The sequence below is a fragment of the Streptomyces thermolilacinus SPC6 genome, assembly GCF_000478605.2.
Lineage (GTDB): Bacteria > Actinomycetota > Actinomycetes > Streptomycetales > Streptomycetaceae > Streptomyces > Streptomyces thermolilacinus.
In genome coordinates this window covers 2129362-2155309 of sequence record NZ_ASHX02000001.1, presented here as the reverse complement: position 1 = coordinate 2155309, position 25948 = coordinate 2129362, and the positions used below count along the sequence as shown (strand labels likewise).

At 73.5% G+C, this 25948-nt stretch carries 26 protein-coding genes; 18 read left to right on the top strand and 8 right to left on the bottom strand.

Features of this window, described 5'->3' with window-relative positions; all coding sequences use genetic code 11:
* Nucleotides 1-22 precede the first annotated feature (22 nt).
* From J116_RS08840 to J116_RS08820, 5 genes are all read left to right on the top strand, one after another.
* Nucleotides 23-1654, top strand: a complete 1632-nt coding sequence (locus tag J116_RS08840; RefSeq protein WP_023586732.1) for a peptide ABC transporter substrate-binding protein — start codon at nt 23-25, stop codon at nt 1652-1654.
* Between the two features lie 30 nt (nt 1655-1684).
* Entirely contained in the window at nt 1685-2608 is a 924-nt protein-coding gene (locus tag J116_RS08835) for an ABC transporter permease (protein ID WP_023586731.1), read from the top strand.
* 157 nt (nt 2609-2765) lie between these two features.
* Nucleotides 2766-3701 carry an ABC transporter permease gene (locus J116_RS08830; protein ID WP_201258842.1) on the top strand — a complete coding sequence of 312 codons (936 nt, stop codon included), beginning with the start codon at nt 2766-2768 and terminating at the stop codon, nt 3699-3701.
* Nucleotides 3702-3713: 12 nt separating this feature from the next.
* Nucleotides 3714-4709 (top strand): ABC transporter ATP-binding protein, encoded by a 996-nt coding sequence (locus tag J116_RS08825; protein WP_023586729.1) that lies wholly within the window; start codon nt 3714-3716, stop codon nt 4707-4709.
* The gene (locus tag J116_RS08820; RefSeq protein WP_023586728.1) at nt 4696-5763 is read left to right on the top strand and encodes an ABC transporter ATP-binding protein; all 1068 of its coding nucleotides are present in this window, start codon (nt 4696-4698) and stop codon (nt 5761-5763) included. The genes J116_RS08825 and J116_RS08820 overlap by 14 nt, the downstream gene beginning before the upstream one ends.
* Nucleotides 5764-6006: 243 nt before the next feature.
* On the opposite strand, the gene J116_RS08815 is transcribed toward J116_RS08820, so the two are convergent.
* On the bottom strand, nt 6007-8148 hold the full coding sequence (locus tag J116_RS08815) for a prolyl oligopeptidase family serine peptidase (RefSeq protein ID WP_023586727.1): 2142 nt from the start codon (nt 8146-8148) through the stop codon (nt 6007-6009).
* Nucleotides 8149-8304: 156 nt separating this feature from the next.
* On the opposite strand from J116_RS08815, the gene J116_RS08810 reads away from it, so the two are divergent.
* The 4 genes from J116_RS08810 to J116_RS08795 all read left to right on the top strand — a co-directional run bounded on the left by J116_RS08810 (nt 8305) and on the right by J116_RS08795 (nt 12108).
* Entirely contained in the window at nt 8305-8499 is a 195-nt protein-coding gene (locus tag J116_RS08810) for a hypothetical protein (RefSeq protein ID WP_023586726.1), read from the top strand.
* A 66-nt stretch (nt 8500-8565) separates the two neighbouring features.
* Entirely contained in the window at nt 8566-9456 is an 891-nt protein-coding gene (gene mshB / locus J116_RS08805; protein ID WP_023586725.1) for an N-acetyl-1-D-myo-inositol-2-amino-2-deoxy-alpha-D-glucopyranoside deacetylase, read from the top strand.
* Nucleotides 9453-9839 carry a DUF6113 family protein gene (locus J116_RS08800; RefSeq protein WP_023586724.1) on the top strand — a complete coding sequence of 129 codons (387 nt, stop codon included), beginning with the start codon at nt 9453-9455 and terminating at the stop codon, nt 9837-9839. The genes mshB and J116_RS08800 overlap by 4 nt, the downstream gene beginning before the upstream one ends.
* A 127-nt stretch (nt 9840-9966) precedes the next feature.
* Nucleotides 9967-12108 (top strand): hypothetical protein, encoded by a 2142-nt coding sequence (locus J116_RS08795; RefSeq protein ID WP_023586723.1) that lies wholly within the window; start codon nt 9967-9969, stop codon nt 12106-12108.
* 168 nt (nt 12109-12276) lie between these two features.
* Here J116_RS08795 and J116_RS08790 read toward each other — a convergent pair whose 3' ends face one another.
* Nucleotides 12277-13113 (bottom strand): transglutaminase family protein, encoded by an 837-nt coding sequence (locus tag J116_RS08790; RefSeq protein ID WP_023586722.1) that lies wholly within the window; start codon nt 13111-13113, stop codon nt 12277-12279.
* 16 nt (nt 13114-13129) lie between these two features.
* Nucleotides 13130-14125 carry a GNAT family N-acetyltransferase gene (locus tag J116_RS08785; RefSeq protein ID WP_023586721.1) on the bottom strand — a complete coding sequence of 332 codons (996 nt, stop codon included), beginning with the start codon at nt 14123-14125 and terminating at the stop codon, nt 13130-13132.
* A 114-nt stretch (nt 14126-14239) separates the two neighbouring features.
* Here J116_RS08785 and fdxA point away from each other — a divergent pair, with 114 nt between their 5' ends.
* Nucleotides 14240-14560 carry a ferredoxin gene (fdxA, locus tag J116_RS08780; RefSeq protein WP_010474859.1) on the top strand — a complete coding sequence of 107 codons (321 nt, stop codon included), beginning with the start codon at nt 14240-14242 and terminating at the stop codon, nt 14558-14560.
* Nucleotides 14561-14674: 114 nt separating this feature from the next.
* The gene (locus J116_RS08775) at nt 14675-15769 is read left to right on the top strand and encodes a bifunctional succinyldiaminopimelate transaminase/glutamate-prephenate aminotransferase (protein WP_028963848.1); all 1095 of its coding nucleotides are present in this window, start codon (nt 14675-14677) and stop codon (nt 15767-15769) included.
* 111 nt (nt 15770-15880) lie between these two features.
* Here J116_RS08775 and J116_RS08770 read toward each other — a convergent pair whose 3' ends face one another.
* A complete protein-coding gene (locus tag J116_RS08770; protein ID WP_023586719.1) occupies nt 15881-16294 on the bottom strand; it encodes a hypothetical protein in 414 nt (137 codons plus the stop codon).
* Nucleotides 16295-16720: 426 nt separating this feature from the next.
* On the bottom strand, nt 16721-17761 hold the full coding sequence (locus J116_RS08765) for a hypothetical protein (RefSeq protein WP_023586718.1): 1041 nt from the start codon (nt 17759-17761) through the stop codon (nt 16721-16723).
* A 38-nt stretch (nt 17762-17799) separates the two neighbouring features.
* On the opposite strand from J116_RS08765, the gene dapE reads away from it, so the two are divergent.
* Together dapE and J116_RS08755 are read left to right on the top strand one after the other, a co-directional pair.
* Nucleotides 17800-18903: a succinyl-diaminopimelate desuccinylase gene (gene dapE, locus J116_RS08760; RefSeq protein WP_023586717.1), complete on the top strand. Its 1104-nt coding sequence runs from the start codon at nt 17800-17802 to the stop codon at nt 18901-18903.
* Nucleotides 18904-18982: 79 nt separating this feature from the next.
* The gene (locus J116_RS08755; RefSeq protein WP_023586716.1) at nt 18983-19738 is read left to right on the top strand and encodes an LOG family protein; all 756 of its coding nucleotides are present in this window, start codon (nt 18983-18985) and stop codon (nt 19736-19738) included.
* 139 nt (nt 19739-19877) lie between these two features.
* On the opposite strand, the gene folP is transcribed toward J116_RS08755, so the two are convergent.
* On the bottom strand, nt 19878-20738 hold the full coding sequence (folP, locus tag J116_RS08750; protein ID WP_023586715.1) for a dihydropteroate synthase: 861 nt from the start codon (nt 20736-20738) through the stop codon (nt 19878-19880).
* A gap of 126 nt (nt 20739-20864) precedes the next feature.
* Here folP and J116_RS28420 point away from each other — a divergent pair, with 126 nt between their 5' ends.
* Nucleotides 20865-21353, top strand: coding sequence for a DivIVA domain-containing protein (locus J116_RS28420; protein ID WP_394331478.1), 489 nt, complete (start codon nt 20865-20867; stop codon nt 21351-21353).
* Nucleotides 21350-21991 carry a DNA-3-methyladenine glycosylase I gene (locus J116_RS08740; protein WP_023586713.1) on the top strand — a complete coding sequence of 214 codons (642 nt, stop codon included), beginning with the start codon at nt 21350-21352 and terminating at the stop codon, nt 21989-21991. The genes J116_RS28420 and J116_RS08740 overlap by 4 nt, the downstream gene beginning before the upstream one ends.
* On the opposite strand, the gene chcB is transcribed toward J116_RS08740, so the two are convergent.
* On the bottom strand, nt 21988-22770 hold the full coding sequence (chcB, locus tag J116_RS08735; RefSeq protein WP_028963847.1) for a 2-cyclohexenylcarbonyl CoA isomerase: 783 nt from the start codon (nt 22768-22770) through the stop codon (nt 21988-21990). The genes J116_RS08740 and chcB overlap by 4 nt on opposite strands.
* Before the next feature lie 313 nt (nt 22771-23083).
* Here chcB and J116_RS08730 point away from each other — a divergent pair, with 313 nt between their 5' ends.
* Complete coding sequence (locus J116_RS08730; protein WP_010474836.1) at nt 23084-23251, top strand: DUF3117 domain-containing protein; 168 nt, start codon at nt 23084-23086, stop codon at nt 23249-23251.
* A 155-nt stretch (nt 23252-23406) separates the two neighbouring features.
* Here J116_RS08730 and J116_RS08725 read toward each other — a convergent pair whose 3' ends face one another.
* Nucleotides 23407-23943 carry an O-methyltransferase gene (locus J116_RS08725; protein ID WP_028963846.1) on the bottom strand — a complete coding sequence of 179 codons (537 nt, stop codon included), beginning with the start codon at nt 23941-23943 and terminating at the stop codon, nt 23407-23409.
* A gap of 272 nt (nt 23944-24215) precedes the next feature.
* Here J116_RS08725 and sigE point away from each other — a divergent pair, with 272 nt between their 5' ends.
* Both sigE and J116_RS08715 read left to right on the top strand, forming a co-directional pair.
* Nucleotides 24216-25007, top strand: coding sequence for an RNA polymerase sigma factor SigE (sigE, locus tag J116_RS08720; RefSeq protein WP_201258799.1), 792 nt, complete (start codon nt 24216-24218; stop codon nt 25005-25007).
* Nucleotides 25004-25873 carry an anti-sigma factor family protein gene (locus J116_RS08715; RefSeq protein ID WP_023586709.1) on the top strand — a complete coding sequence of 290 codons (870 nt, stop codon included), beginning with the start codon at nt 25004-25006 and terminating at the stop codon, nt 25871-25873. Before sigE ends, J116_RS08715 begins: the two co-directional genes overlap by 4 nt.
* Nucleotides 25874-25948: the final 75 nt, after the last annotated feature.

The following is a 25948-nucleotide window of genomic DNA, read 5'->3' as shown; positions in this document are numbered from 1 at the left end:
CCCGAAAGACCAGGAGGCACCCATGCGCGGAGCCAGCCACCCCACCCGACGGGTCGCCTGCGCCATCGTGGTCGTCCTCGCGGCGACCGCGACCGCCTGCGGCGGCGGAGGCGGCGACAGTGGCGGTGGCGACGGCCTCCTGAGCTCCTCCTGGGGCGACCCCCAGAACCCCCTGGAGCCGGCCAACACCAACGAGGTCCAGGGCGGCAAGGTCCTCGACATGGTGTTCCGCGGCCTCAAGCGGTACGACCCCGAGACGGGCGAGGCGCGGGACATGGTCGCCGAGAAGATCGAGACGACCGACTCGCAGAACTTCACCATCACCCTCAAACCCGGCTGGACCTTCAGCAACGGCGAGAAGGTCACCGCCAAGTCGTTCGTGGACGCCTGGAACTACGCCGCCCACGTGGACAACAAGCAGAACAACGCGCCGTTCTTCTCCGACATCGTCGGCTACGACGACGTACACCCCGAGTCCGGCGCCGCCAAGGCCAAGACCATGCGGGGCCTGGTCGTCAAGGACGAGCGGACCTTCACCGTCGCCCTGAAGGACAAGTTCTCCACCTGGCCCGACACGCTCGGGTACAACGCGTTCATGCCGCTGCCCCAGGCGTTCTTCACCGACCACGCCGCGTGGCTGAACAAGCCCGTGGGCAACGGCCCGTACACCGTGGACGCGTACACCAAGGGCAGCGAGATGCGGCTGCGCCGCTGGGACGGGTACAAGGGGCCCGACAAGGCCCGGAACGCAGGGGTCGACCTGCGGGTCTACACCGACAACAACACGGCCTACCAGGACCTGATCTCCGGCAACCTCGACCTGGTCGACGACATCCCCGCCCAGCAGCTCAAGAACGTGGAGAGCGACCTCGGCGACCGGTACATCAACCAGCCCGCCCTCCTCATCCAGACCCTGGTCTTCCCCTTCTACCGGTCCGAGTGGTCCAGGCCCGGCATGGAGAAGGTCCGCATCGGCATCTCCAAGGCGATCAACCGCGAGCAGATCACCAAGCAGATCTACCAGAACACCCGCACACCCGCCAAGGACTGGACCTCCCCGGCGCTCGGCGACAAGGGCGGCTACGCGGACACGTGCGGCGACGCCTGCACATACGACGCGGCCGAGGCGAAGCGGCTCATCAACGAGGGCGGCGGGCTCCCCGGCGGCAGGATGACCCTCACGTCCAACGTGGACACCGGCTCCCACCGCCAGTGGATGGACGCCGTCTGCAACAGCATCAACAACGTCCTCGGCCGGGGCCCCGTCTGCACCGTCAACCCGGTCGGCACCTTCGCGGACTTCCGCAACCAGGTCACCGGCTTCCGCATGGCCGGCCCCTTCCGCTCCGGCTGGCAGGCCGACTACCCGCTCATCCAGAACTTCCTGGAGCCCCTCTACTACACCGGTGCCTCCGCCAACCACGGCAAGTTCACCAACCAGCGCTTCGACGCCCTCGTCGACCGCGCCAACGCCGAGTCCGACCAGGCCGCCGCCATCAAGCACTTCCAGGACGCCGAGAAGATCCTCGCCGCCCAGATGCCCGCCATCCCCCTCTGGTACCAGAGCGGCAGCGCGGGCTACACCGAGCGGCTCTCCGACGTGAAGCTCAACCAGTTCAGCGTCCCCGTGTACGACCAGATCAAGGTCGGCTGAGCCGCCAACCGCAACCCCGGAGGAGGCCACATGGGGCGTTACGTCATCCGGCGGCTGCTGCAGATGATCCCCGTGTTCATCGGGACCACCCTGTTGATCTTCCTCATGGTGTACGCGCTCGGCGACCCCGTCGCGGCCCTGTTCGGCGACAAGGCGCCCGACCCCGCCACGGTGGCCCGCATCCGCGAGGACCTCCACCTCGACGAACCGCTGTGGAAGCAGTACCTGCTCTACATGGGGGCGATCTTCCAGGGCGACTTCGGCACCGCCTTCAACGGCCAGCGGGTCACCGAACTGATGGCCTCCGCCTTCCCCGTGACGCTGCGGCTCACGATCGTCGCCATCGCCATCGAGATCGTCGTCGGCATCACCCTCGGTGTGATCAGCGGCCTCAAGCGCGGCCGCCCCCTCGACACGGGCCTGCTGATCCTCACCCTCGTCGTCATCTCCGTCCCCACCTTCGTCTCCGGCTACCTCCTGCAGTTCCTCCTCGGCGTGAAGTGGGGGTGGATCAGCCCGTCGGTCTCCTCCGAGGCCCGCTTCGACGAGCTGATCCTCCCCGGCGTCGTCCTCGCCCTCGTCTCCCTCGCCTACGTCACCCGGCTCAGCCGCACCTCCATCGCCGAGAACACCCGCGCCGACTACGTGCGCACCGCCATCGCCAAGGGTCTCCCGCGCCGCCGCGTCATCACCCGGCACCTGCTGCGCAACTCCCTGATCCCGGTCGTCACCTTCATCGGCGCCGACGTGGGCGCCCTGATGGGCGGCGCCATCGTCACCGAGCGGATCTTCAACATCCACGGCGTCGGCTACCAGCTCTACCAGGGCATCCTCCGCAACAACTCGCCCACCGTCGTCGGCTTCGTGACCATCCTGGTGATCGTCTTCCTGGTGGCGAACCTGCTGGTGGACCTGCTCTACGCGGTCCTGGACCCGAGGATCCGCTATGCCTGACCCCTACGAGGGCGGCCCGTACGGGAAGGGCCACCGCGACCGGGGCCGGTACGACGAGGGCCCGTACGAGAAGGGCCCCGGCGACCGGGACCCCTACGAGAGGAGCCCGTACGAGAACCCGCGCGAGGCGATCGCCCCGACCGGCGCCGGCGGCGCCATGGACCTGGCCATGAGCGAAGCCGAGACCCTCGACAGGCCCGAGACCGAACCGACCGGCGAGGAGGGCACCCCGCCGGGCCCCGGCGGCAGGCCCCGCAGCCTGTGGACCGACGCCTGGCACCAGCTGCGCCGCAACCCCGTCTTCCTGGTGTCGTCGCTGCTCATCGCCTTCCTGGTGCTCATCGCGATCTGGCCGCAGATCCTCACCAGCGCCGACCCCCTCCACTGCGACCTCGCCAAGTCCCAGGAGGGCTCCGAGCCGGGCCACCCCTTCGGGTACGACACGCAGGGCTGCGACGTGTACGCCCGCACCGTCCACGGGGCGCGCGCCTCGATCACCGTCGGCATCGCCGCCACCCTCGGCGCCGCCCTGCTCGGCAGCCTCCTCGGCGGGCTCGCCGGGTTCTTCGGCGGCTGGAGCGACGCCCTGCTCTCCCGTACCGCCGACATCTTCTTCGGCATCCCCGTCGTCCTCGGCGGCCTGGTCTTCCTGTCCGTCGTCACCAGCACCACCGTGTGGCCCGTCGTCGGCTTCATCGTCCTGCTCGGCTGGCCGCAGATCGCCCGCATCGCCCGCGGCTCCGTCATCACCGCCAAACAGCACGACTACGTCCAGGCCGCCCGCTCGCTCGGCGCGGGCAGCGGACGGCTGCTGCTGCGGCACGTCGCGCCCAACGCCGTCGCGCCCGTCATCGTCGTCGCGACGATCGCGCTCGGCACCTACATCGCGCTGGAGGCCACCCTGTCGTTCCTCGGCGTCGGACTGCGCCCGCCCACCGTCTCCTGGGGCATCGACATCTCCAACGCCGCCCCCCAGATCCGCAACGCCCCCCACATGCTGCTGTGGCCCGCGAGCGCGCTGAGCATCACCGTCCTCGCGTTCATCATGCTCGGCGACGCCGTACGCGACGCCCTCGACCCCAAGCTGCGCTGAGGAGCCGCCGCCATGCTGCTCGAAGTACGCGACCTCCACGTCGAGTTCCGCACCCGCGAAGGCGTCGCCAAGGCGGTCAACGGCGTCACCTACTCCGTCGACGAGGGCGAGACCCTCGCCGTCCTCGGGGAGTCCGGCTCCGGCAAGTCCGTCACCGCGCAGGCCGTCATGGGCATTCTCGACATGCCGCCCGGCCGCATCACCGGCGGGCAGATCGTCTTCCAGGGCCGCGACCTGCTCACCCTCAAGGAGGACGAGCGGCGCAAGGTGCGCGGCGCGCGGATGGCGATGATCTTCCAGGACGCGCTGTCCGCGCTGAACCCGGTCCTCACCGTCGGCGACCAGCTCGCCGAGATGTACACCGTCCACCGGGGCATGTCGAAGAAGGACGCCCGCGCCAGGGCCGTCGAGCTGATGGACCGCGTCCGCATCCCCGCCGCCCGCGAACGCGTCGGCCAGTACCCCCACCAGTTCAGCGGCGGCATGCGCCAGCGCATCATGATCGCCATGGCGATGGCCCTGGAGCCCGAGCTGATCATCGCGGACGAGCCCACCACCGCCCTCGACGTCACCGTCCAGGCGCAGGTCATGGAGCTCCTCGCCGAGCTCCAGCGGGAGCTGCGGATGGGCCTCGTCCTCATCACCCACGACCTCGGCGTCGTCGCGGACGTCGCCGACCGCATCGCCGTGATGTACGCGGGCCGCATCGTCGAGACCGCCCCCGTCCACGACCTGTACAAGGCGCCCGCCCACCCCTACACGCAGGGCCTGCTCGACTCCATCCCGCGCCTCGACCAGAAGGGGCGGGAGCTGTACGCCATCTCGGGTCTGCCGCCCAGCCTGACGGCGATCCCGCCCGGCTGCCCCTTCCACCCGCGCTGCCCCCGCGCCCGCGACGTGTGCCGCACCGACGTCCCCCCGCTCCACGAGGTCTCCGACGACCGGCGCAGCGCCTGCCACTTCTGGCGCGAGACCCTCCACAAGGAGCCCGTCGATGCCGTCCGCTGAGCCGATCCTGGTGGTACGGGACCTCGTCAAGCACTACCCGCTCACCCGGGGCGTCGTGTTCAAGAAGCAGGTCGGCGCGGTCAAGGCCGTGGACGGCGTCTCCTTCGACCTGCGCCCCGGCGAGACGCTCGGCATCGTCGGCGAGTCCGGCTGCGGCAAGTCCACCGTCGCGAAGATGCTGGTCAACCTGGAACGGCCCACCTCCGGTGCCATCCGCTACCAGGGCGAGGACATCACCCGCCTGTCCGGGCGCGCCCTGAGGGCCGTGCGGCGCGACATCCAGATGGTCTTCCAGGACCCGTACACCTCCCTCAACCCGCGCATGACGGTCGGGGACATCGTCGGGGAGCCGTACGAGATCCACCCCGAGGTCGCGCCGAAGGGCGACCGCCGCCGCCGGGTGCGGGAGCTGCTGGAGGTCGTCGGCCTCAGCCCCGAGCACATCAACCGCTACCCGCACCAGTTCTCCGGCGGCCAGCGCCAGCGCATCGGCATCGCCCGGGGCCTCGCCCTACAGCCGCGCGTCATCGTGGCCGACGAACCCGTCTCCGCTCTCGACGTGTCCGTCCAGGCGCAGGTCGTCAACCTGCTGGAGCGGCTCCAGGACGAGTTCGGCCTGTCGTACGTGTTCATCGCGCACGACCTGTCGATCGTGCGGCACATCTCCGACCGGATCGGCGTCATGTACCTCGGCCGGATCGTGGAGACCGGCACCGACACGGAGATCTACGACCACCCCACCCACCCGTACACCCAGGCCCTGCTGTCCGCCGTGCCCGTACCGGACCCCGAGGCGCGGGAGCACCGCGAGCGCATCCTCCTCTCCGGCGACGTGCCGTCCCCCGCCAACCCGCCGTCCGGCTGCCGGTTCCGCACCCGCTGCTGGAAGGCGCGCGAGCGGTGCGCCCTCGAGGTGCCCCTGCTCGCCGTCCCGGAGGCGTTCCGGGACGCCGGCAGCCCGGCGCGGCACGACTCGGCGTGCCACTTCGCGGAGGAGATCCACGTCGTACCGGGGGAGCAGCCGCCGCCCCCGAGCGGGGCGACGGCGGTGTGACGCGGGGCGATCGGGCGGGGGCCGGGTGACGGGAGGGGCACCGGGCGTGTAACACGCGGGACACCGGGCCGACCCCGTCCCGATATACGGACACGCCACCCTGGATGCCGTACGGCCGTGCGGGTGCCGTGGACCGGCCGGGGCGTGCCATGTGGCCCCGGCCGGTCGCTCCCGCCCCGCACCGGTGACCGCTCAGGTCCCGGGGGCACCCCGCACTCGGTGACCGCTCAGGTCCCGCGGGGGTCACTCCAGGCCCAACGACCGCTTCAGGAAGTCCAGCTGGAGCGTCAGCAGGTTCGCCATGACCGCCTCCTGCGTGGGCATGTGCGTCGCGCCGGTCAGCGGCAGCACCTCATGGGGGCGGCCCGCCGCCAGCAGCGCCGACGACAGCCGGAGGGTGTGCGCCGCGACCACGTTGTCGTCCGCCAGGCCATGGACGAGCATCATGGGCCTGGCCGGTCCGGCCGCGTCCACCAGCCCGTCGTCCCACACGAGCGAGCTCGCCCGGTACGCCTCGGGCACATCCTGGGGGCGCCCCCCGAAGTACCGCTCCGCCCAGTGCGTGTCGTACAGCCGCTGGTCCGTCACCGGGGCGCCCACCACCGCGGCGTGGAACACGTCCGGGCGCCGCAGCACCGCGAACCCGGCCAGCCAGCCGCCGAACGACCAGCCCCGGATCGCCACCCGCCCCAGGTCCAGCGGGAACCGCCCGGCCAGCTCCCGCAGGGCCTCCACCTGGTCGTCCAGCGCCGGAGCGGGCCCATCGGTGAACGCCTTCTCCCAGGCGGGCGACCGGCCCGGCGTGCCGCGTCCGTCCACGACGACGACCGCGAACCCCTGGTCGGCGAACCACTGGGACGTCAGGTACGGGTCGTGCGCGGCCACCACCCGCTGCCCGTGCGGGCCGCCGTACGGGTCCATCAGCACCGGCAGCGGTCCGTCCCCCTCCTCGTACGCGCGCGGCAGCAGCACCGCGCACGGCACCCTCCGCGGCCCCGACAGGGTGAGCGCGACGCGCGGCGAGTGCACCGGCGTCTCGGCGTACGACGCGACCTCCGCGATCCGCTTCCCGTCCCGCAGCACCCGCACCCGCTGCCCCGGCACGTCCGGTACCGCCGACGCCAGCACGGTCACCGGCCCGCCGCGCACCGCCGTGTGCACGCCGGGCCCCACGGAGATCCGCTCCACGCCCCGCTCGCCCACCCGGTACACATGGATTTCGCCAATCTCCGCGTCGGCCGCCGACTCACCCGCCGAGGCCGAGACCAGTACGTCCCCGTCCCCTACGTCCAGTACGCCCCGAATGTGCAACGCCCCGTCCGTGAGCGGGCGGTCACCCATCGCCATGACGCGCGCCCCGTCCTCGTCCGCGACGCGCACGAGCCGCCCGTCCGCCGCCCACGCCGGCGCACCCGGGATCAGTTCCAGCCACCGCCCGTCCTCCTCCGCCCGCACCACACGGGTCTCACCGGACGTCACATCGACGGCCAGGTACCGCTGAGTGCGCTGGTCGCGGGCCTGCACCAGCAGCAGCGGCGCACCCGCCGACGACCAGTGCACCCGCGCCAGGTACGGGAACCGCTCCCGGTCCCACACGACCTCCGTCCGCTCCCCGCCGTCCACCCCGGCCAGGAACAGCCGCACCTGCGCGTTGTCCGTGCCCGCCACCGGGTACGCCACCCGCTGCGGCTCCCGGTCCGGATGCGCCGGGTCCGCGATCCACCACCGCCGCACGGGCCCGTCGTCCACCCTCGCCACCAGCAGCCGGTCCGAGTCCGGCGACCACCAGAAGCCCCGCGAGCGGGCCATCGACTCGGCCGCCACATGCTCGGCCAGCCCGTACGCCACGTCCTCGCCCTCGGGCTCCGCGAGCGCCCGGTCCCGCCCCTCGCCGCCCTCCACGGGCACCACGCGCAGCGCGCCCCGTGCCACGTACGCCACGAGCCGCCCGTCCGGCGACGGCCTCGGGTCCACCACCGGGCCCCGCGCGGGCAGCTCCCGCGCCGTCCCGGCCCGCAACTCCGCGACGAACAGCCGCCCCGACAGGGCGAAGGCCGCCAACTCCACGGCGGCGTCCGTGGCGTATCCCACCACCCCGCCCCCCATCTCCCGGCTGCGCTCCCGCCGCGTGCGCTCCTCGGGCGACAGGTCCTCCCCAGCCCCGCCGAGCAGCACCGCCGGGTCGGCGGCGACCCGTTCGGGGGCCGGCTTGTCGCCGTCCAGGTCCATCACGTACAGCCTGTTGACCGGGTCCGTGCCCGAGGGGGAGCGCAGGAAGACGAGCCGCGAGCCGTCGGGCGCCACGGTGAACGACCGTGGTGCGCCCAGGGTGAAACGCCGCGTACGGGCGTACTGGTGGGGGAAGTTGCTCTGCCGCGAGGTCATGTGACCGAAACTAGCGGCTGTGCGCCCCCCAATGCTGCCGTGCACCGATCGATGCGGGGGAACGGAAAGTTATGATCCGTAGCGCAAGGTGGGTATGAACCTCCTGGCACATGCGCGCTGCCCGTTCCCGACCGACATGTATGGAGGTGAACCGCCGTGGCACTCTCGATTTCGGCGGTGGTGCTGCTGGCGATCGTCGTCTTCCTGCTCATCCGGAAAGCGGGGCTGAAGGCCGGGCACGCCATCGTCTGCATGCTCCTGGGCTTCTACCTGGCGAGCTCCTCCATCGCCCCCACCGTCAGCCAGCTGACCACCAGCGTGGCCGGCATGATCGGCAACCTGAAGTTCTGACCCCCGGCCCGCCTGCGCGCGGTTCCGGAACGCCGCCGCCGGGAGCGGACCTCGTAGGGTGTCCGTATGACGGATCTCCCCGCCCGTCGTCTGCTCCTGGTGCACGCGCACCCCGACGACGAGTCGATCAACAACGGCGCCACCATGGCCAGGTACGCGGCCGAGGGCGCCCTGGTCACCCTGGTGACCTGCACACGGGGCGAGGAGGGCGAGGTCATCCCGCCCGGCCTCGCCCATCTCGCGCCCGACCGCGAGGACCGGCTGGGACCCCACCGCGTCGGTGAACTGGCCGCCGCCATGCGGGAGCTGGGGGTCACCGACCACCGCTTCCTCGGCGGCCCGGGCCGCTTCCGCGACTCCGGAATGATGGGCGTCCCGCAGAACGACCGCGAGGGCGCCTTCTGGAGCGCCCCCGTGGACGCCGCCGCCGCGCATCTCGTCGAGGTCGTCCGGGAGGTCCGCCCGCAGGTCCTGGTGACGTACGACCCCGACGGCGGATACGGCCACCCCGACCACATCCAGGCCCACCGCGTCGCCATGCGCGCCGCCGACCTGGCCGCCGACCCGGCGTACGCGCCCGGCCTCGGCGCCCCCCACAGGATCGCCAAGATCTACTGGAACCGGGTGCCCCGCCCGGTCGCCGAGGAGGGCTTCGCCGCCCTGCGCGCCGCCACCGACGTCACCTTCCCCGGCGTCGCCGACATCGGCGACGTACCGGGCGTGGTGGACGACGAGCTGGTCACCGCCGAGATCGACGGCACCGCGTACGCCGACCGCAAGGCCGCCGCCATGCGCGCGCACGCCACGCAGATCGTCGTACGGGGCCGGTTCTTCGCCCTCTCCAACGACCTCGGGCAGCCCCTCTTCGACCGCGAGTACTACCAGTTGGCGCGTGGCGAGTCGGGCGCTCCGGCGGGGGAGCGGGAGACCGACCTGTTCGCGGGGGTGACCGCGTGAGCGTCGTGGTGAAGGTCCTCACGCACACGGTCCTCGTCGTGCTGGGCGTGCTCGTCGGGCTGGCCGGGGCGCTGTTCCAGGCCGCGTGGCTCCCCGCCGGGCTGCTGCTCGCGCTGCTGGCCACGGCCGCCCTCTTCTACGGAGGGCTGCGCGCCGTCGGCGGCCAGGCGGGCGTCCTGTCGTCCGGCGCGGGCTGGCTGGCCGCCGTCGTGGCGATCGGCTTCGGGCGCGGCGAGGGCGACAAGCTCCTGTGGGGCGGGATGGCCGATCTCGTGTTCGTGCTCGGGGGGATGGCGCTGGCTGTGATGTGCGCCACCCTGTCCGTCCTGCCGCAACAGCGGGGCCCGCGGCGGCCAGTTGACGGGGGACGTGCCCGAACTTGAGTGGCATTGCCCGGTGATGTTCCCCCGGCAGGGGGTGGCGCCGTGACGGTGGCCAGTATGGTGGTGCGCGCCGCCGGGCGCCCGTGGGTGTGAGAGCGGGCGGCGGAGCCAACCGGGAGATCCTGCTTTGAGTCGTGAAACTGACACTTCGTCCTCCGGGCCCCAGGGGCGTGGCGGAGCCGCGTACCCGTCGGGCACCCCGCCGTACGGGTCGCCCCAGTACCAGGACGCCTCCGGGGCCGGCGCGCCCGCGCAGCCGGAGGAGAAGAAGACCGAAACGACCCTGACCACGCGCATCCGGATCAACATTCCGGGTTCGCGGCCCATCCCGCCGGTCGTCGTGCGCAAGCCGGTGAGCGGCGGAGGTCAGGACGCGCCCGCCGACGAGCCCGAGCAGGAGAGCCCCGCCGAGCGGACGGCGCGGACGCCCCGCCCGGACGTGGACGAACCGCAGCCTGCCGCCGTGCGGGACAAGCCCACCAGCGACTGGTTCGCCCCGCGCAAGGCGCCCGCCGCCTCGCCCGCCGGCGCCTCCGCCGACGCCCCGGCCGCGCCCGGCGCGGGCCCCGGCGCCGCGACCGGCCCGGGTGCCGCGACCGGCCCGGGTGCCGGGACCGGCCCGGGTGCCGGGACCGGCCCGGGTGCCGGGACCGGCCCGGGTGCCGGTACGGGCACGGGCCTGGACACGGGCACCAACGGCGCCGGGTACGCGGCGACGGCCGCCGCCCCGCCGCAGGACGGCGCCCAGGGCGGCCCGCAGGCCGCACCGGGGGCCCAGGCCCAGGACGGCGTCGGCGCCCCCGGCCTGCCGTACTTCTCCGACGCGCCCGGCGGCTCCTCCCCCGGCACGTCCGCCCTCTCCGGCCTCGCCGATCTGTCGCGCCCCACCGGCCCCACCGGCCGTACCACGGGACCGGCCTTCGGGACCGCCGCGCTCCACGCCACCTCGGGCTCCGCCACGCGCCCCCAGGCGCCGCAGGCCCAGACCCAGGCGCAGGCCCCGGGTGGCGGGATGTCCGACGACACCGCGATCCTCACGCCGCAGAAGCCGCACCCCGGTCCCGGGCCGCGCCAGGGCCCCCCGCCGGGCCAGGTGTCGGGCGAAACGCTGACCAGCGGCATCCCCGTCGTCCCTCGGGACGACCGTGAGACGGACGCCCCGTCGCCGTTCCCGATGTCCGGCCCGGCCCGCGCCGCCGGGCACCCCGACGCGTACGACGAGCCGTTCGATGCGTACCCGCCGGTCCTGGACGAGCCCGCCCCCGAGGCACCCGCGCCCACCCCGCCGCCGGCCACCCGCGCCGCGCCCGCGCCCGCGAAGAAGGGCCGCTCCAAGCTGGTCCTCCTCGCCGTCGCCGTGGTCGCCGCCGCCAGCGTCGCCTACGGCGCGGGACTGCTCCTCAACCAGGCAGACGTCCCCAAGGGCACCACCGTCCTCGGCGTGGACATCGGCGGCTCCACCAAGGAGGAGGCCGTCCAGAAGCTGGACGCCGCGCTCGGCGCCCGTGCCGCGCGGCCGCTCCAGCTGGAGGTCGGCGGGCAGAACCGCACCCTCGCGCCCGACAAGGCCGGCCTGTCCCTGGACAGCCAGGCGACCGTGCGCGCCGCCGCGGGCAGCGACTACAACCCCGTCACCGTGATCGGCTCCCTGTTCGGCGCCGAGCGGGTCGCCCAGCCGGTGATCCCGGTGGACGAGGAGAAGCTGGGCGTCGCCCTGTCCGGTCTCGGCGGCGGTTCCGGCGCGGTCACCGAGGGCACGGTGAAGTTCGAGCCGGGGAAGGCGGTCCCCGTACCGGGCAAGGCGGGCACCGTGCTGGACGTGCGGCGCTCGATGCTGTTCGTGCGGGACGCGTACCGCGCCCAGGTCGAGACCGGCCGGGCGAACGTCGTGGAGCTGCCCGTCGCCACCCGTGAGCCGATGATCGAGCAGGCCGAGATCGACCGGGCCATGAAGGAGTTCGCCGAGCCCGCGATGTCGGGCCTGATCACCATCAAGGCGGGCGGCAAGCAGATCCAGTTCGGCCCGCAGCGGTCGCTGCCGCAGATCCTGTCGATGAAGGCGGTCGGCAAGCGCCTGGAGCCGTACTACGACAAGGAGGCCATCGACCGCCTCCTCGACGGCACCTTCGACGGCATCATGATCACCAAGGGGGACGGCAAGAAGCACCAGCTGTCCGCCGACGACGTGGCCGCCGCCATGCACAAGGCCCTCGTCGGCAGGACCGAGGCCGAGCGCACCGTCACCATCGAACTGGACCCGCGGGGCTGAGGCCCGCAGGCCAGGACTCGTACGGACACCGGAAGGGCCGTTCCCGCCGCTCGGCGGGGGCGGCCCTGTCCGTATCCCGGCCCAGGACCGGTCATCGGGCAGCGAGCCCCGGTGCACGGCCCCGCGGCCGCCACGCCGACCCGTGCCCCACCCGCCGTGCGGGCGCCGTCAGTTGAGCCGGGCCCGGGCCGCGCGGGCCTGGGCGCGGAGGGTCGCGGCGGTCGTCGGCTCCACCGCGGCGACCACGTCCGCGTACGCCTCCATCTCCGCCGCACCGGCCGTGAAGTCCCCGCGCTCGACGAGGAGCTGCGCCCGCTCGTACCGCAGCCGCGCCGGGTGCGACGGCAGCAGCAGCGCCAGCTCCACCGCCCACAGCGCCACGTCGGAGCGCTCGGGCCGCCCGGCCGCCCAGGCGCGGATGTTGTTGAGGATGCGCAGCACCATGTCCAGCGGGTCGGCGGGCAGCAGCATCGACGGCCGCAGCGGCTCCCCGGTGGCGCCCGCCACCAGCAGCTCCGTGTCGGCCTCCGTCATCGGCCGGCCCCCGGCGAACGGGTCCGCCAGCACCCGCTCGCCCGGGTCCCCGAACCCGACGACGAAGTGCCCCGGCAGCGCCACCCCGTACACCGGCGCCCCCGCCCGCCGCGCCACCTCCATCCACACGACGGACAGCAGGATCGGCAGCCCCCGGCGGCGCCGCAGCACCTGGTGGAGCAGCGACGACTCCAGGCGCCGGTAGTCGCCGGGCGTCCCGTGGAAGTCGTACCGCCCGCCGAGCAGCGACGCCAGTGCCGCCGCCCAGCCGTGCGGGGTCTTCGGCCCGTACGGCAGCAGTCCGGCCAGCCGGTCCAGCTCGATCTCCGCGGCGTCCATCCCCGCCTCGCCGAGCCCGGGCTCCGCCTCGGCGCCGATCAGCAGGCACAGCTCCGCCAGGCCGGGCCGCTCCTCGCGGGCCGCCTCGGCGAACCGGGTCCGCCACCGGCCGGGCTCGGTGTGCTCGTGCATACGCCTCACGTACCCCTCAGGAGACGCGGAAGTGGTGGTAGTGGTGGTGCACCGCGAAGCCGAGCCCGTCGTACAGGGCGCGGGCCGCGTCGTTGTCCGCCTCCACCTGGAGCCACGCCGCCGACGCGCCCTCCTCCAGCGCGCGGCGGGCCAGCGCGGCCATCACCGCCCGGGCGAGCCCCCGCCGCCGGTGCGCCGGGTCCACCTCCACCGCCATGAACCCCGCCCACCGCGCGTCCACCACGCACCGGCCGATCGCCACCGGCACCCCGCCCTCGCCCGCCATCGACGCGAACCACACCGAGGGCCCGGCGGACAGCACCCGCACCACGTGCGGGCCCGGCTCGCCCACGCGCTGGTACCGGCGCAGCCACGCCGCGTCCGGGGTGCGGGACAGCGTCACCCGGGCCGTGTCGGCGGCCAGGTCGGCGACGGGCGCGAGGCCCCCGGTCCGTACCTCCGCCGACACCTCGCGCCGCCAGCCGCGCTCCTGGAGCGCCGCGCACAGCGCCTCCTGGGTGCCCTCCGCGCCGGTCGCGGCCTGCACGTACGGGGGCAGGCCGCGCTCCCCGTACCAGTCGCGCACGCGCGCGAGGGCGTCGTCGAGGGGCATGCCCGGGTCGCCGAGCGGCAGGACGGAGTTGGCCCGGCGGGTGAACCCGTGCGCGGCGCGCAGCGTCCACTGTCCGAGTGGTTCGCTCTCCACCGGCTGCCAGGCCCGCGCCTGGACCCGGGCCAGCTCCTCGAAGCCCGCCGCGGGGCCGCGCCTGCGGGCCGGGGCGGCCGGGACGACCTTGCCCGCGACCAGCGACGACTCCGCGATCCGGACACTCTCGCCGGTCCTTCGTGTGATCAGCAGCACACCTTCTGTCCACGATGTGAGAACCCCGACGGTGTCCGTGAATGTCTCCGTCTGGGAGCCCGGCTCGCCCAGGCGGCGGACAGACACCCGTTTGCCCACGTCAGAGGGTGTGATCTGGACTTCAAGGCGTCCGCCCGCAGTGAACTCCACAGCTCTGTCCGCCCCTCCTGTTCGGTTCGTCTCCAAGAACGGAGATACTAGGTGCGGGCATCGACGACGCCGCGCTCCCGCGCAGAGCCAGCCCTACCAAGGAGGAACGACAGCGTGACCTACGTCATCGCGCAGCCTTGTGTCGACGTGAAGGACAAGGCGTGCATCGAGGAGTGCCCCGTCGACTGCATCTACGAGGGCCAGCGGTCCTTGTACATCCACCCGGACGAATGCGTCGACTGCGGGGCCTGTGAACCGGTCTGCCCGGTCGAGGCGATCTTCTACGAGGACGACACCCCGGAGGAGTGGAAGGACTACTACAAGGCGAACGTCGAGTTCTTCGACGAGCTCGGCTCGCCCGGTGGTGCCTCCAAGCTCGGCCTGATCGAGCGCGACCACCCCTTCATCGCCGCCCTGCCGCCGCAGAACGGCTGATCGCTTGACCTCTCGTCGTCGGTCCCGCACGGCTCTCCCGCCGTGCGGGACCGCGGCGTTCGTGCCCGCGGCGGGCCGTCCGCGAGGCGCCGCACCCACGAGAAAGTGAGCATCGTGTCCGCAGTCTCCTCCCGCCTTCCCGTCTTCCCGTGGGACAAGCTGGAGCCGTACAAGAAGACGGCCGCGGCCCACCCGGACGGGATCGTCGACCTGTCGGTCGGCACCCCCGTGGACCCCGTGCCGGAGCTGATCCGCCGGGCCCTGGTCGAGGCGGCCGACTCGCCCGGCTACCCCACGGTGTGGGGCACGGCCGCCCTGCGGGACGCGATCACCGGCTGGTGCGAGCGCCGCCTCGGCGCCCGGGGCATCGCCCACCCGAACGTCCTGCCGGTCGTCGGCTCCAAGGAGCTGGTCGCCTGGCTGCCGACGCAGCTGGGCCTCGGCCCGGGCGACAAGGTGGCCTACCCGCGCCTCGCCTACCCGACGTACGAGGTCGGCGCCCGCCTCGTCGGCGCCACCCCGGTCGTGTACGACGACCCGACGGAGCTGGACCCGGCCGGGCTGCGGCTGCTGTGGCTGAACTCCCCGTCCAACCCGACGGGCCGGGTCACCGGCAAGGACGAGCTGACCCGGATCGTCGCCTGGGCGCGCGAGCACGGCGTGCTGGTCCTCAGCGACGAGTGCTACCTGGAGCTCGGCTGGGAGGCCGACCCGGTGTCCGTGCTCCACGAGGACGTGTGCGGCGGCTCGTACGACGGGATCGTCGCCGTCCACTCGCTGTCCAAGCGCTCCAACCTGGCCGGTTACCGGGCCGCGTTCGTCGCGGGCGACGCGTCCGTGCTGGGCGAGCTGCTCCGGATCCGCAAGCACGGCGGCATGATGACGCCCGCCCCGGTGCAGGCGGCGACGGTCGCCGCGCTGGGCGACGACGCCCATGTGCGCGAGCAGCGGGAGCGGTACGCGGAGCGGCGGGCCGCGCTGCGGACGGCGCTGGTCGCGCACGGCTTCCGCATCGAGCACAGCGAGGCGAGCCTCTACCTGTGGGCCACCCGCGACGAGCCCTGCTGGGACACGGTCGGGTACCTGGCCGACCTGGGCGTCCTGGTCGCGCCGGGCGACTTCTACGGGACGGCGGGGGAGCGGTTCGTACGGGTCGCGTTCACCGCGACGGACGAGCGGGTCGCCGCGGCGGTCAAGCGCCTCGCCTGACGGCCCGGCACGACCGGGCAGAAGCGCGGTGTGCGGGGCGTACGGAACAGGGGAAGGGCCCGGGTCGCGTGACGCGACCCGGGCCCTTCCCGCAGCCGGAGGGGGCGGGGGTCAGCCGAGCGGCGTGGAGACCGGCAGGCCGCCGAGGAGGCCGTCGCCGGGCAGGCCCTTCTTGGCGGTGTCGCCGACGGCGTGGCCCGCGCCGCGCGCGACCTCGCCGACGGCCTTCTTGGCGGTCGGCGTGGCCTGGTCGGCCGCGCGGCCGAGGGTGTCACCCGCGACCGGTACGGCCTTCTCGACGGTCTCGCCGCCCGCACCGCCCGCGAGGCCCGTGGCGTTCTCCGATGCGGCGCCGACCGTGTCCGTGACCTGCGCGGTGTCGAGGGCGGTGACGCCCCCGGCGAGGTCGCTGGTCTGGGGGAGGTCCACGGCGCTCGCGGAGCCGGCCGCACCGACCACGGAGGCCGCTCCCGCTGCGGTGAGCAGCGCGGCACTGGCGATCCGGCGGGTCAGGGGGAGGGACATGATGCTCCTTCGACGGGGAAGTGTCGTGTGGCTGTGATGCCTGTCCGACGATCGGACGCTGTGACAACCGCTGGGAGGCCGGGGGAGGTTGCGGTGGCGCCGGGTAAAGAGTTGGCAATGCGCCGAATGATCCGCACTGCCCAAAACCGGGCAAACAAAGAGCGGCGCGAGGGTGCGCAGAATCGTCCCTCCGCAGTCCCCACCAGGGAAACGCGCGCCCGGCCGGGAACGGCCGAAGCCCCTGGCGGAACGGGGGTGCGGCGGCGGCGAAGTGGCTCGGGCGAGTGAATCGCCGGACGACTGAGCGAACACCGTGCGCATGCGCCGGGATTACTCAGCGGCAAGAAACGACTACTATGCGGCGTCGCTTCCGGTCCTCCGCGCACGCGGCCCATCAAACGCGTGTGGCCTACCGCGAACGCCGCTTCACCCGGCGACGCGTATGACGACCTCGGTCGTGTCCGCCTTCGCGTCCGGCCCGGCCGCGCGCCACCCCTCGTCGGCCTCGCGGGCGCTCCACACCCGGCCCGCGTACGAGACCTCGGCGACGCCCAGCGCCTGCGCCTGGGCCACCGCCCACTGCGCCAGCTCCCAGCCGCGCCGCGACCCGTCGCCCGCAGCGCCGCCCTCCGGCCCTGAGGACTCCGCCTGCGGGGGCACGGGCAGCGCCACCGTACGGGCGTCACCCCCGTCCCCGGGCCGCCCGGACGCCGTACCGCCGGAGGCCGCCGTACCGCCGCCCGGCTCCCCGCCGCCCTTGCCGTCATCGGGCCCGCCTCCGGACCCGTCCTCCGCCCCGGCGCCCGTCGGCGCCCCGCCCAGCACGCCCGCGCCGAAGGCCCGCACCAGCTCGCCCCGCACCCGCTCCGGGTCGCCGGGCTTCGCCCCGCGGATCGGCGCGCACGTCAGCGACGCCGCCGAACGGCCGGTCAGCGCCGCCGCCAGCAGCGCCGCGTCCGGCTCGTGCTTGGCGTACGCCTGCGGGAAACCGCTGCGCTGCACCCGCTGCGCGGCCACCGTCAGCGGCAGCCGCGAGTACCCGGGCACCTCCGCCAGCCGGTCGTAGAAGATGCCCGCCGAGTACACCGGGTCCATGATCTGCTGCGGCGTCCCCCAGCCCTGCGAGGGCCGCTGCTGGAACAGGCCCAGCGAGTCCCGGTCGCCGTAGTCGATGTTGCGCAGCGCCGACTCCTGGAGCGCGGTCGCCAGCGCGATCGTCACCGCCCGTTCGGGCATCTTGCGCGTGGTGCCCACGGCGGAGATCGTCGCGGCGTTCGCGGCCTGCTCGGGGGAGAGCGTGTACGTGTGGCTTCCGCTGCCGACCACGCAGGCCGGGGTTCCGCCGCCGCTCGACTCGTACCGCATCGCCACATAACCGGCGACGGTCAGCAGGACGGCGAACGAGGCCGCGACCCGGACACGGCGGCCGCGGCGGGGACGGGAGGCAGGAGCGGCGGACTCGGACACGCGGACAACCGTACTAGGGGCCGGGATAGGGTCGTCACATGCCCGACTCCACGCCCGAAGCGCCCCTCCGCACCGCTCTGGACCTGACGCTGGACGGTCCGGCACTGACCGCCGCGCTGGTCGACTTCCCGTCCGTCAGCGGCACCGAGAAGCCCCTCGCGGACGCCATCGAGGAGGCCCTGCGCGCCCTCCCGCACCTCACGGTCGACCGCTACGGCAACAACGTCGTCGCCCGCACCCACCTCGGCCGCGCCGAGCGGGTCGTCCTCGCCGGGCACATCGACACCGTGCCGATCGCGGACAACGTCCCCTCCCGGCTGGACGAGAACGGCGTCCTGTGGGGCTGCGGCACGTCCGACATGAAGTCCGGCGTCGCCGTCCAGCTCCGCATCGCGGCGACCGTGCCCGAGCCCAACCGCGACCTGACGTTCGTGTTCTACGACAACGAGGAGGTCGCCGCGCACCTCAACGGGCTCGGACATGTGGCCGCCGCCCACCCCGACTGGCTCGCGGGGGACTTCGCCGTCCTGCTGGAGCCGTCCGACGGGGAGGTCGAGGGCGGCTGCCAGGGCACCCTGCGCGTCCACCTGACCATGCGCGGCGAGCGCGCCCACTCCGCCCGCTCCTGGATGGGCTCCAACGCCGTTCACGCCGCCGCCCCCGTGCTGGCCCGCCTCGCCTCGTACGAGCCGCGCCGCCCCGTCATCGACGGTCTGGAGTACCACGAGGGCCTCAACGCCGTCGGCATCACCGGCGGCGTCGCCACCAACGTCATCCCCGACGAGTGCACCGTCGTCGTGAACTTCCGCTACGCCCCCGACCGCACCCCGGAGGAGGCCGAGAAGCACGTACGGGAGGTGTTCGCCGACTGCGGCGTGGACGAGTTCGTCGTGGACGACCACTCCGGCGGCGCCCTGCCCGGCCTGTCCCACCCGGCCGCGGCGGCGTTCATGGAGGCCGTCGGCGGCACGGCGAAGCCCAAGTTCGGCTGGACCGACGTCTCCCGCTTCAGCGCCCTGGGCGTGCCCGCCGTCAACTACGGGCCGGGCAACCCGATCTTCGCGCACAAGCGGGACGAGCACGTCGTGACCGAGCGGATCACCCACTGCGAGCGACGCCTGTACGACTGGCTCACCGCCTGACGACCACAATTTCGCCACTCGTCACATTTCCCGCCCTACGCTGACCCTGGCAAACGATGTTCAGCGGAGGGAGCAGATCATGGGGAACCCCGAGGCCGAGGGACTGCGAGCACTGGCGGAGCAGCGGCTGGGGCCGGTGCTCCGCCGCAGGGAGCAGGTCCAGCCCGGCACGACCGATCAGCGGCTTCTGGACACGGCGGGCGACTCGAACTGGGTCCACACGGACCCCTGGCGGGTCATGCGCATCCAGTCCGAGTTCGTGGAGGGCTTCGGCGCGCTCGCCGAACTGCCCAGCGCGATCAGCGTCTTCGGCTCGGCCCGCACCCCGGCCGGCACCCCCGAGTACGAGGCCGGGGTGAAGCTCGGCCGGGCCCTCGTGGAGGCGGGCTTCGCCGTCATCACCGGCGGCGGCCCCGGCGCGATGGAGGCCGCGAACAAGGGCGCGCGCGAGGCGAAGGGCGTCTCCGTCGGCCTCGGCATCGAGCTGCCCTTCGAGCAGGGCATCAACCCGCACGTCGACATCGGCATCAACTTCCGCTACTTCTTCGTGCGGAAGACGATGTTCGTGAAGTACGCGCAGGGCTTCGTGGTCCTGCCGGGCGGCCTCGGCACGCTGGACGAGCTGTTCGAGGCGCTGACCCTCGTGCAGACCCGCAAGGTGACGCGCTTCCCGATCGTCCTGTTCGGCACGGAGTACTGGTCGGGCCTGGTCGACTGGCTGCGCGACACGGTCATCGCTCAGGGCAAGGCCGCCGAGCGGGACCTGATGCTGTTCCACGTCACGGACGACGTGGACGAGGCAGTCGCCCTGGTCAGCAAGGAAGCGGGCCGCTGACCCGCGGCGCCCGCCGGGTGCGGGCGCCGCGGCGGGCACGCGCCGGGGGGACGGGCCCTGACGGCAGGGACGTGCCAGGGGGCCGGCGTGGCCGGACCGGTCGCGCCGGCCCTCATCGGGCTGGGCGGGCCGGGACCGGTCAGGCCAGCCCCCGGCGGGCCACGGCGGGCTCCCGGTGGCCCGCGATGCTCGCCACCATGTCCAGCACCTGCCGCGTCTCGGCGACCTCGTGGACCCGGTACACCTGGGCGCCCAGCCACGCCGACACCGCCGTCGTCGCCAGCGTCCCGACGACCCGCTCCTTCACCGGCCGGTCCAGCGTCTCGCCCACGAAGTCCTTGTTCGACAGGGACACCAGCACCGGCCATCCCGTCTCCACCATCTCCCCGAGCCGCCGCGTCGCCTCCAGGGAGTGCCGGGTGTTCTTGCCGAAGTCGTGCCCCGGGTCGATCAGCACCGACTCGCGCGGCACGCCCAGCGCCACGGCCCGCTCCGCGAGACCGACCGTGACGCGCAGGATGTCCGCCATCACGTCGTCGTACGTGACGCGGTGCGGCCGCGTGCGCGGCTCGGCGCCGCCCGCGTGGGTGCACACGAGGCCCGCCCCGTACCGCGCGGCGACCTCCGCGAGCTTCGGGTCCACGCCGCCCCACGCGTCGTTCAGCAGGTCCGCCCCGGCCTCGCACACGGCCTCGCCGACCTCGTGCCGCCAGGTGTCCACGCTGATCACCACATCGGGGTGGCGGCGCCGCACCTCGGCGACGAAGCCGACCGTGCGCCGCGCCTCCTCGTCGGCGTCCACCTCCTCGCCGGGGCCGGCCTTCACCCCGCCGATGTCGATGATCGCCGCGCCCTCGGCCACGGCCTGCTCCACCCGGGCCAGCGCGGGCTCGTCGCGGAACGTGGCCCCCTGGTCGTAGAAGGAGTCCGGGGTCCTGTTCACGATCGCCATGACCACCGGCTCGTGCGCGTCGAATTCGCGTCGTCCCAGGCGCAGCATCCCGTAAGTCCTCCTCGCGTAACGTCCCTGCGACCCTAACCGCCGTGACCGCATGGCACGATCGGCACCGGACGTTCTACGCTCCATGTTTTCCGGCTCCGGGAGAGGCGCACTGTGTTCTGGTTCTTGGCTGTAGCGATGGTCGTCGTGGTGGCCGCGGTGACCCTCGCGGTGGTCGGCGGCGCGGAGAACGAGGTGCTGCCCGAGGCGCCGCCGGAGCACGTGGTGGACCCGCTGCCGCTCACCCGGCCGGTGACCCGCGCCGACGTCGAGACGCTGCGGCTGCCGCTGGCGCCGCGCGGCTACCGGATGACCGACGTGGACGACGTACTGGACCGGCTGGCCGCCGAGCTGGCCGAGCGGGACGCCCGGATCGCGGAGCTGGAGTCCGCCCTGGCGGGTGCGCAGGCCACGGCCTCCGGCCGCACGGACCTCTTCGCCGAGCACCCGGCGCCCGAGGCTGCCGCGTCCGAGGCCCCCGCGTCCGGTGACACCGCGGCGTACGGCGAGGGCGCGGCGTACGGCGACACGGCCCCGCGCGGCGGCCGGGACGCGTACGGTGACCGCGAGACGCACGGCGAGCGCGACGTGCGGGACCAGGAGGGGGACCGATGACCGGTGGAGCCGCGCCCGGGCCGGACGGCGCGCCGCGCTGTCCCTGGGGCTTCTCGACGCCCGACTACATGCCGTACCACGACGAGGAGTGGGGCCGCCCCGTCCACGGCGACGACGCCCTGTTCGAGCGGCTCTGCCTGGAGGCCTTCCAGTCCGGCCTGTCGTGGATCACGATCCTGCGCCGCAGGGAGGGCTTCCGGCGGGCCTTCGCGGGCTTCCGGATCGCCGCAGTCGCCGCGTTCACGGACGCCGACCGGGAGCGGCTGCTCGCCGACGAGGGCATCATCCGCAACCGCGCCAAGGTCGACGCGACCCTCGCCAACGCGCGCGTGCTCGAAGGCTGGGAGCCCGGGGAGCTGGACCGGCTGATCTGGTCCCACGCCCCGGACCCGGCGAACCGCCCGGCGCCGCGCACCCTCGCGGACGTCCCGGCGGTCACCCCCGAGTCGACGGCCCTGGCGAAGGCCCTGAAACAGCGCGGCATCCGCTTCGTCGGCCCGACCACGGCGTACGCGCTGATGCAGGCGTGCGGCCTGGTGAACGACCACCTCGCGGGCTGCGTCGCCCGCGCGCCGCACCAGGCCCCCACGGCCCCCGCGAATCCGGCCGCGAAGAGCCCCGCCCCGGCGACGGCCTAGCGGCCGACGTACTTGGGCTTCTCCTTCGCGAGGAACGCGTCCACCGCGATCCGGTGGTCCTCGGAGGCGCCCGCGCGGGTCTGGAGCTCGTCCTCCTTCTCCAGCGTCTCGGCGAGGGTGTGCCCGGCGCCGTACGCCATGGCCTCCTTGATCGACGCGTACGCGACGGTCGGGCCCTCCGCCAGGGCGCGGGCGGTCTTCTCCGCCTCGGCGGCCAGGTCTGCGGCCGGGACCAGCCGGTTCACCAGGCCGAGGTCGTACGCCTCGCTCGCCGACAGGGAGCGCGGGAACATCATCAGGTCGGCGGCCCGGCTGGCGCCGATCAGTCGGGGCAGCGTCCACGAGATGCCCGAGTCGGCGCTGAGCGCCACCCCGGCGAACGAGGTGTTGAACGACGCCGTGTCCGCGACGACCCGGTAGTCCGCGGCCAGCGCGAAGCCGAACCCGGCGCCCGCCGCGACGCCGTTCACGCCGGCCACCACGGGCTTCGGCATGCCGGTGATCGCCCGGACGATCGGGTTGTAGTGCTCCCGCACGGTCCGCATGGCGTCCTCGCCGGTCAGCGACAGCACGTGCTCCTTGAGGTCCTGGCCCACGCAGAACGCCCGGCCCGTGGCCGTCAGCAGCACGGCGCGCACGGCCGGGTCGGCGCCCGCGGCCTGGAGCGAGTCCCGCAGGGCGACCTTCGCCTCGGTGTTCATCGCGTTCATCGCGTCGGGCCGGTTGATGGTGACGGTGGCGAGTCCGTCGTTCACCTCGTACAGCACGGTGTCGGCCATGGCAGGGTCCCCTTTGCGGCTCCGGCGGGTGGTGTTCCCGCCCAGCATGGCGGAGATCATCGGGCTCCGGCATGTGACCTGCGTCAAACGACGGCCCCCCGCTCCGGACGCCGCGACGGCGAAGTATCGCAGGAGGATCGCCGAAATGAGGGGTTTTGCGTGATCGCGTTGCGCAAGCGATGCGGCCCGATGTTGGTCATCGGGTGTCGCCATGCGGGATAATGACCTGGAAGCAATGTGTTCGACGCCGGTCCGTGCCCTCCCATGGGGCAATCGGCTGATCGATGAGCTGGTTTCAGGAAGGGGAACGAGCATGGCGGCCATGAAGCCGCGGACGGGCGACGGCCCGCTCGAGGTGACCAAGGAGGGGCGGGGCATCGTCATGCGCGTTCCGCTCGAAGGCGGCGGTCGGCTTGTCGTCGAGCTGACCCCGGACGAGGCCGTAGCCCTCGGCGAGGAGCTGAAGAAGGTCACGAGCTGACGCTTACGCCCCACGTTTTCCCGATCGCCCCGGCCGGTGTCCACACCGCGCCGGGGCTTTCGTTCACCCGGCCACTCGGTCCGGTACGCGCGCGGGGCCCCGTGCCCCCGTACGCGCGGCCGCGTTCGGCCCGACTGCGCGCGCGTGGAGCCCGTTCAGCCCCGGCGTACGGCGCAGAGCAGCCCGTCGCCCACCGGCAGCAGCGACGGCACCAGCGCGTCGCTCTCCCGCACCGTGCGCAGCAGCTCGCGCAGCGTCAGCACTTCCACCGGCTGGACGCCCGAGTCCACCGTGCGGCCGTCCGCGAACACGCCCTCGAAGCACACGAGGCCGCCCGGCCGCAGCAGCCGCAACGATTCGTCGAGGTACGCCAGGTACTCGGTGCGGTCGCCGTCGCAGAAGACCACGTCGTACCCGCCGTCGGCCAGCCTCGGAAGCACGTCCAGCGCCCGGCCGGGGATGAAGCGCGCCCGGTTCCCGGCGAAGCCCGCCGCCCGGAACGCCTGCTTGGCGAACTGCTGCCGGTCCGGCTCCGGGTCCACGGTGGTCAGCACCCCGTCCGGCCGCATGCCCAGCAGGAGGTAGATCCCGGAGACACCCGTCCCCGTGCCGATCTCCGCGACGGCCTTGGCGTCCGCCGTGGCGGCGAGCATCCGCAGCGCGGCACCGGTGCCGGGGGACACCGAGGGCACCCCTGCCTCCCGGGCCCGGTCCCTGGCCCAGTGCAGAGCGTCGTCCTCGGCGGCGAAGGCGTCGGCGAAGGCCCAGCTCGTCTGCCGGTTGGCGGTAATGACCCTCTCCTGTTCCCGTAGTTGGCAACGGTGACTGTAGCCGCTCGCGGTCGGGAACCCGCAGATGGGACCAGGCGTTGGGAAGGAGTGGGGGCGGCCGGGGAACCCAAGACCCGAAGTCGGTCCCAAATTCTCGTAAAGATTCTTATCCGGAGCTAACGGGCGAGGTGGCTATGGTAGGGGCTCCACTGGACACCACCAGAGCCGACAGGGGAGGTGCGGCTGCGCCTGTGGATCGGAGAGGAGCGCGTTTGCGGCGCTTCCTCAGGTCGGCGGGTGAGCCGAAATCCGTGACCGACACCGCTGACAGCACCCATGCCGCCACCGAGACCGCAGCCACGACGGCGACCTTCGCATCGGATGCGGAATCGCAGGCGTGGGCTCCCCCGACCTGGGAGGAGATCGTCAGCACGCACAGCGGCCGCGTGTACCGCCTCGCCTACCGTCTGACGGGCAACCAGCACGACGCGGAGGACCTCACGCAGGAGGTCTTCGTCCGCGTCTTCCGCTCCCTGTCCACGTACACGCCGGGCACATTCGAGGGCTGGCTGCACCGCATCACCACGAACCTGTTCCTGGACATGGTGCGGCGCAAGCAGCGCATCCGGTTCGACGCGCTCGGCGAGGACGCCGCGGAGCGGCTGCCCAGCCGTGAGCCGTCGCCCCAGCAGGCCTTCCACGACACCCACTTCGACGCGGACGTGCAGCAGGCGCTGGACACGCTGGCGCCGGAGTTCCGCGCAGCCGTCGTGCTCTGCGACATCGAGGGCCTGTCGTACGAGGAGATCGCCGCGACGCTCGGTGTGAAGCTCGGCACGGTCCGCAGCCGTATCCACCGCGGCCGGTCGCACCTGCGCAAGGCGCTCAAGCACCGGTCGCCCGAGGCGCGGGCCGGGGCGCAGCGCGTCGTCGCCGAGCCCGAGCGCGCGTTCGTCGCCGTGGGGGCGGAGGGCGGAGCCGCGTGAGTGGCACACATCCGACCCCGGCGGAACAGCACCTGGGGGACCGGCTCGCCGCGCTGGTGGACGGCGAGCTGGGTCACGACGCCCGCGAGCGGGTCCTCGCCCATCTGGCGACCTGCGCCCGCTGCAAAGCCGAGGCCGACGCACAGCGCCGCCTCAAGAGCTACTTCGCCGAGTCCGCCCCGCCCCCGCCCCCGGCGGGGCTGCTGGCGCGCCTCCAGGGGCTGCCCGCGGGCGCCGTGGAGGACGGCGGCCCGCCGTTCGGGGGCCGCCGCCTCGGAGGAGGCGCGCTGGGGGCGGGCCCCGGGCACGCCCAGGACGCCGCGCGGCCCGGCTCCGGGCCCGGACTGTTCGGAGTGAGGCCAGGAGGCTTCGGCTACGTCCCGTCCGACGAGCACGCCCCCGCCGACCGTGCGGGCTTCCGCATCCACGAGGTCGGCCGCGAGGCCGAGCGGTCCCCGTGGCGCGGCCGCAGGTTCGCGTTCGCCGCGGCCAGCGCCGTGTCGTTCGCGGCCATCGCGCTGAGCGGCGCGGTGCCGACCGGCACGATCGTGGAGGCGCGCGGCGAGGGCTCGGGGAACAACGTGACGCCGCTGCGTTCGCCGTCCGCGGGGCAGCCCGCCACGACGGAGAACAGCCGCCGCCGCTCCGCCACGGGCGTCGGCGCGGGGGCGACCACGGGACGGATCGCGGACCGGCCCGGCATCCTGGCGCCCGGCGGCGTCCAGGCGCGGGCGCACCACCCGGCGGCCCCGCCGTTCCTCCACGCGGCCACGCCGCTGATCGGCGCGAACACCCTGCCGCTGATAGGCGCCCCGGTACCCCTGCGGTCGGCGCACCCGTCGCACAAGGCACCCCCGATACCCTGAACGGCGCCCTGGCCCACCTGGTTGAATCCGTGGTCAGGGGCGCCGGAGGGGCGCTGAGTGGCCAGTAGCGGGGAG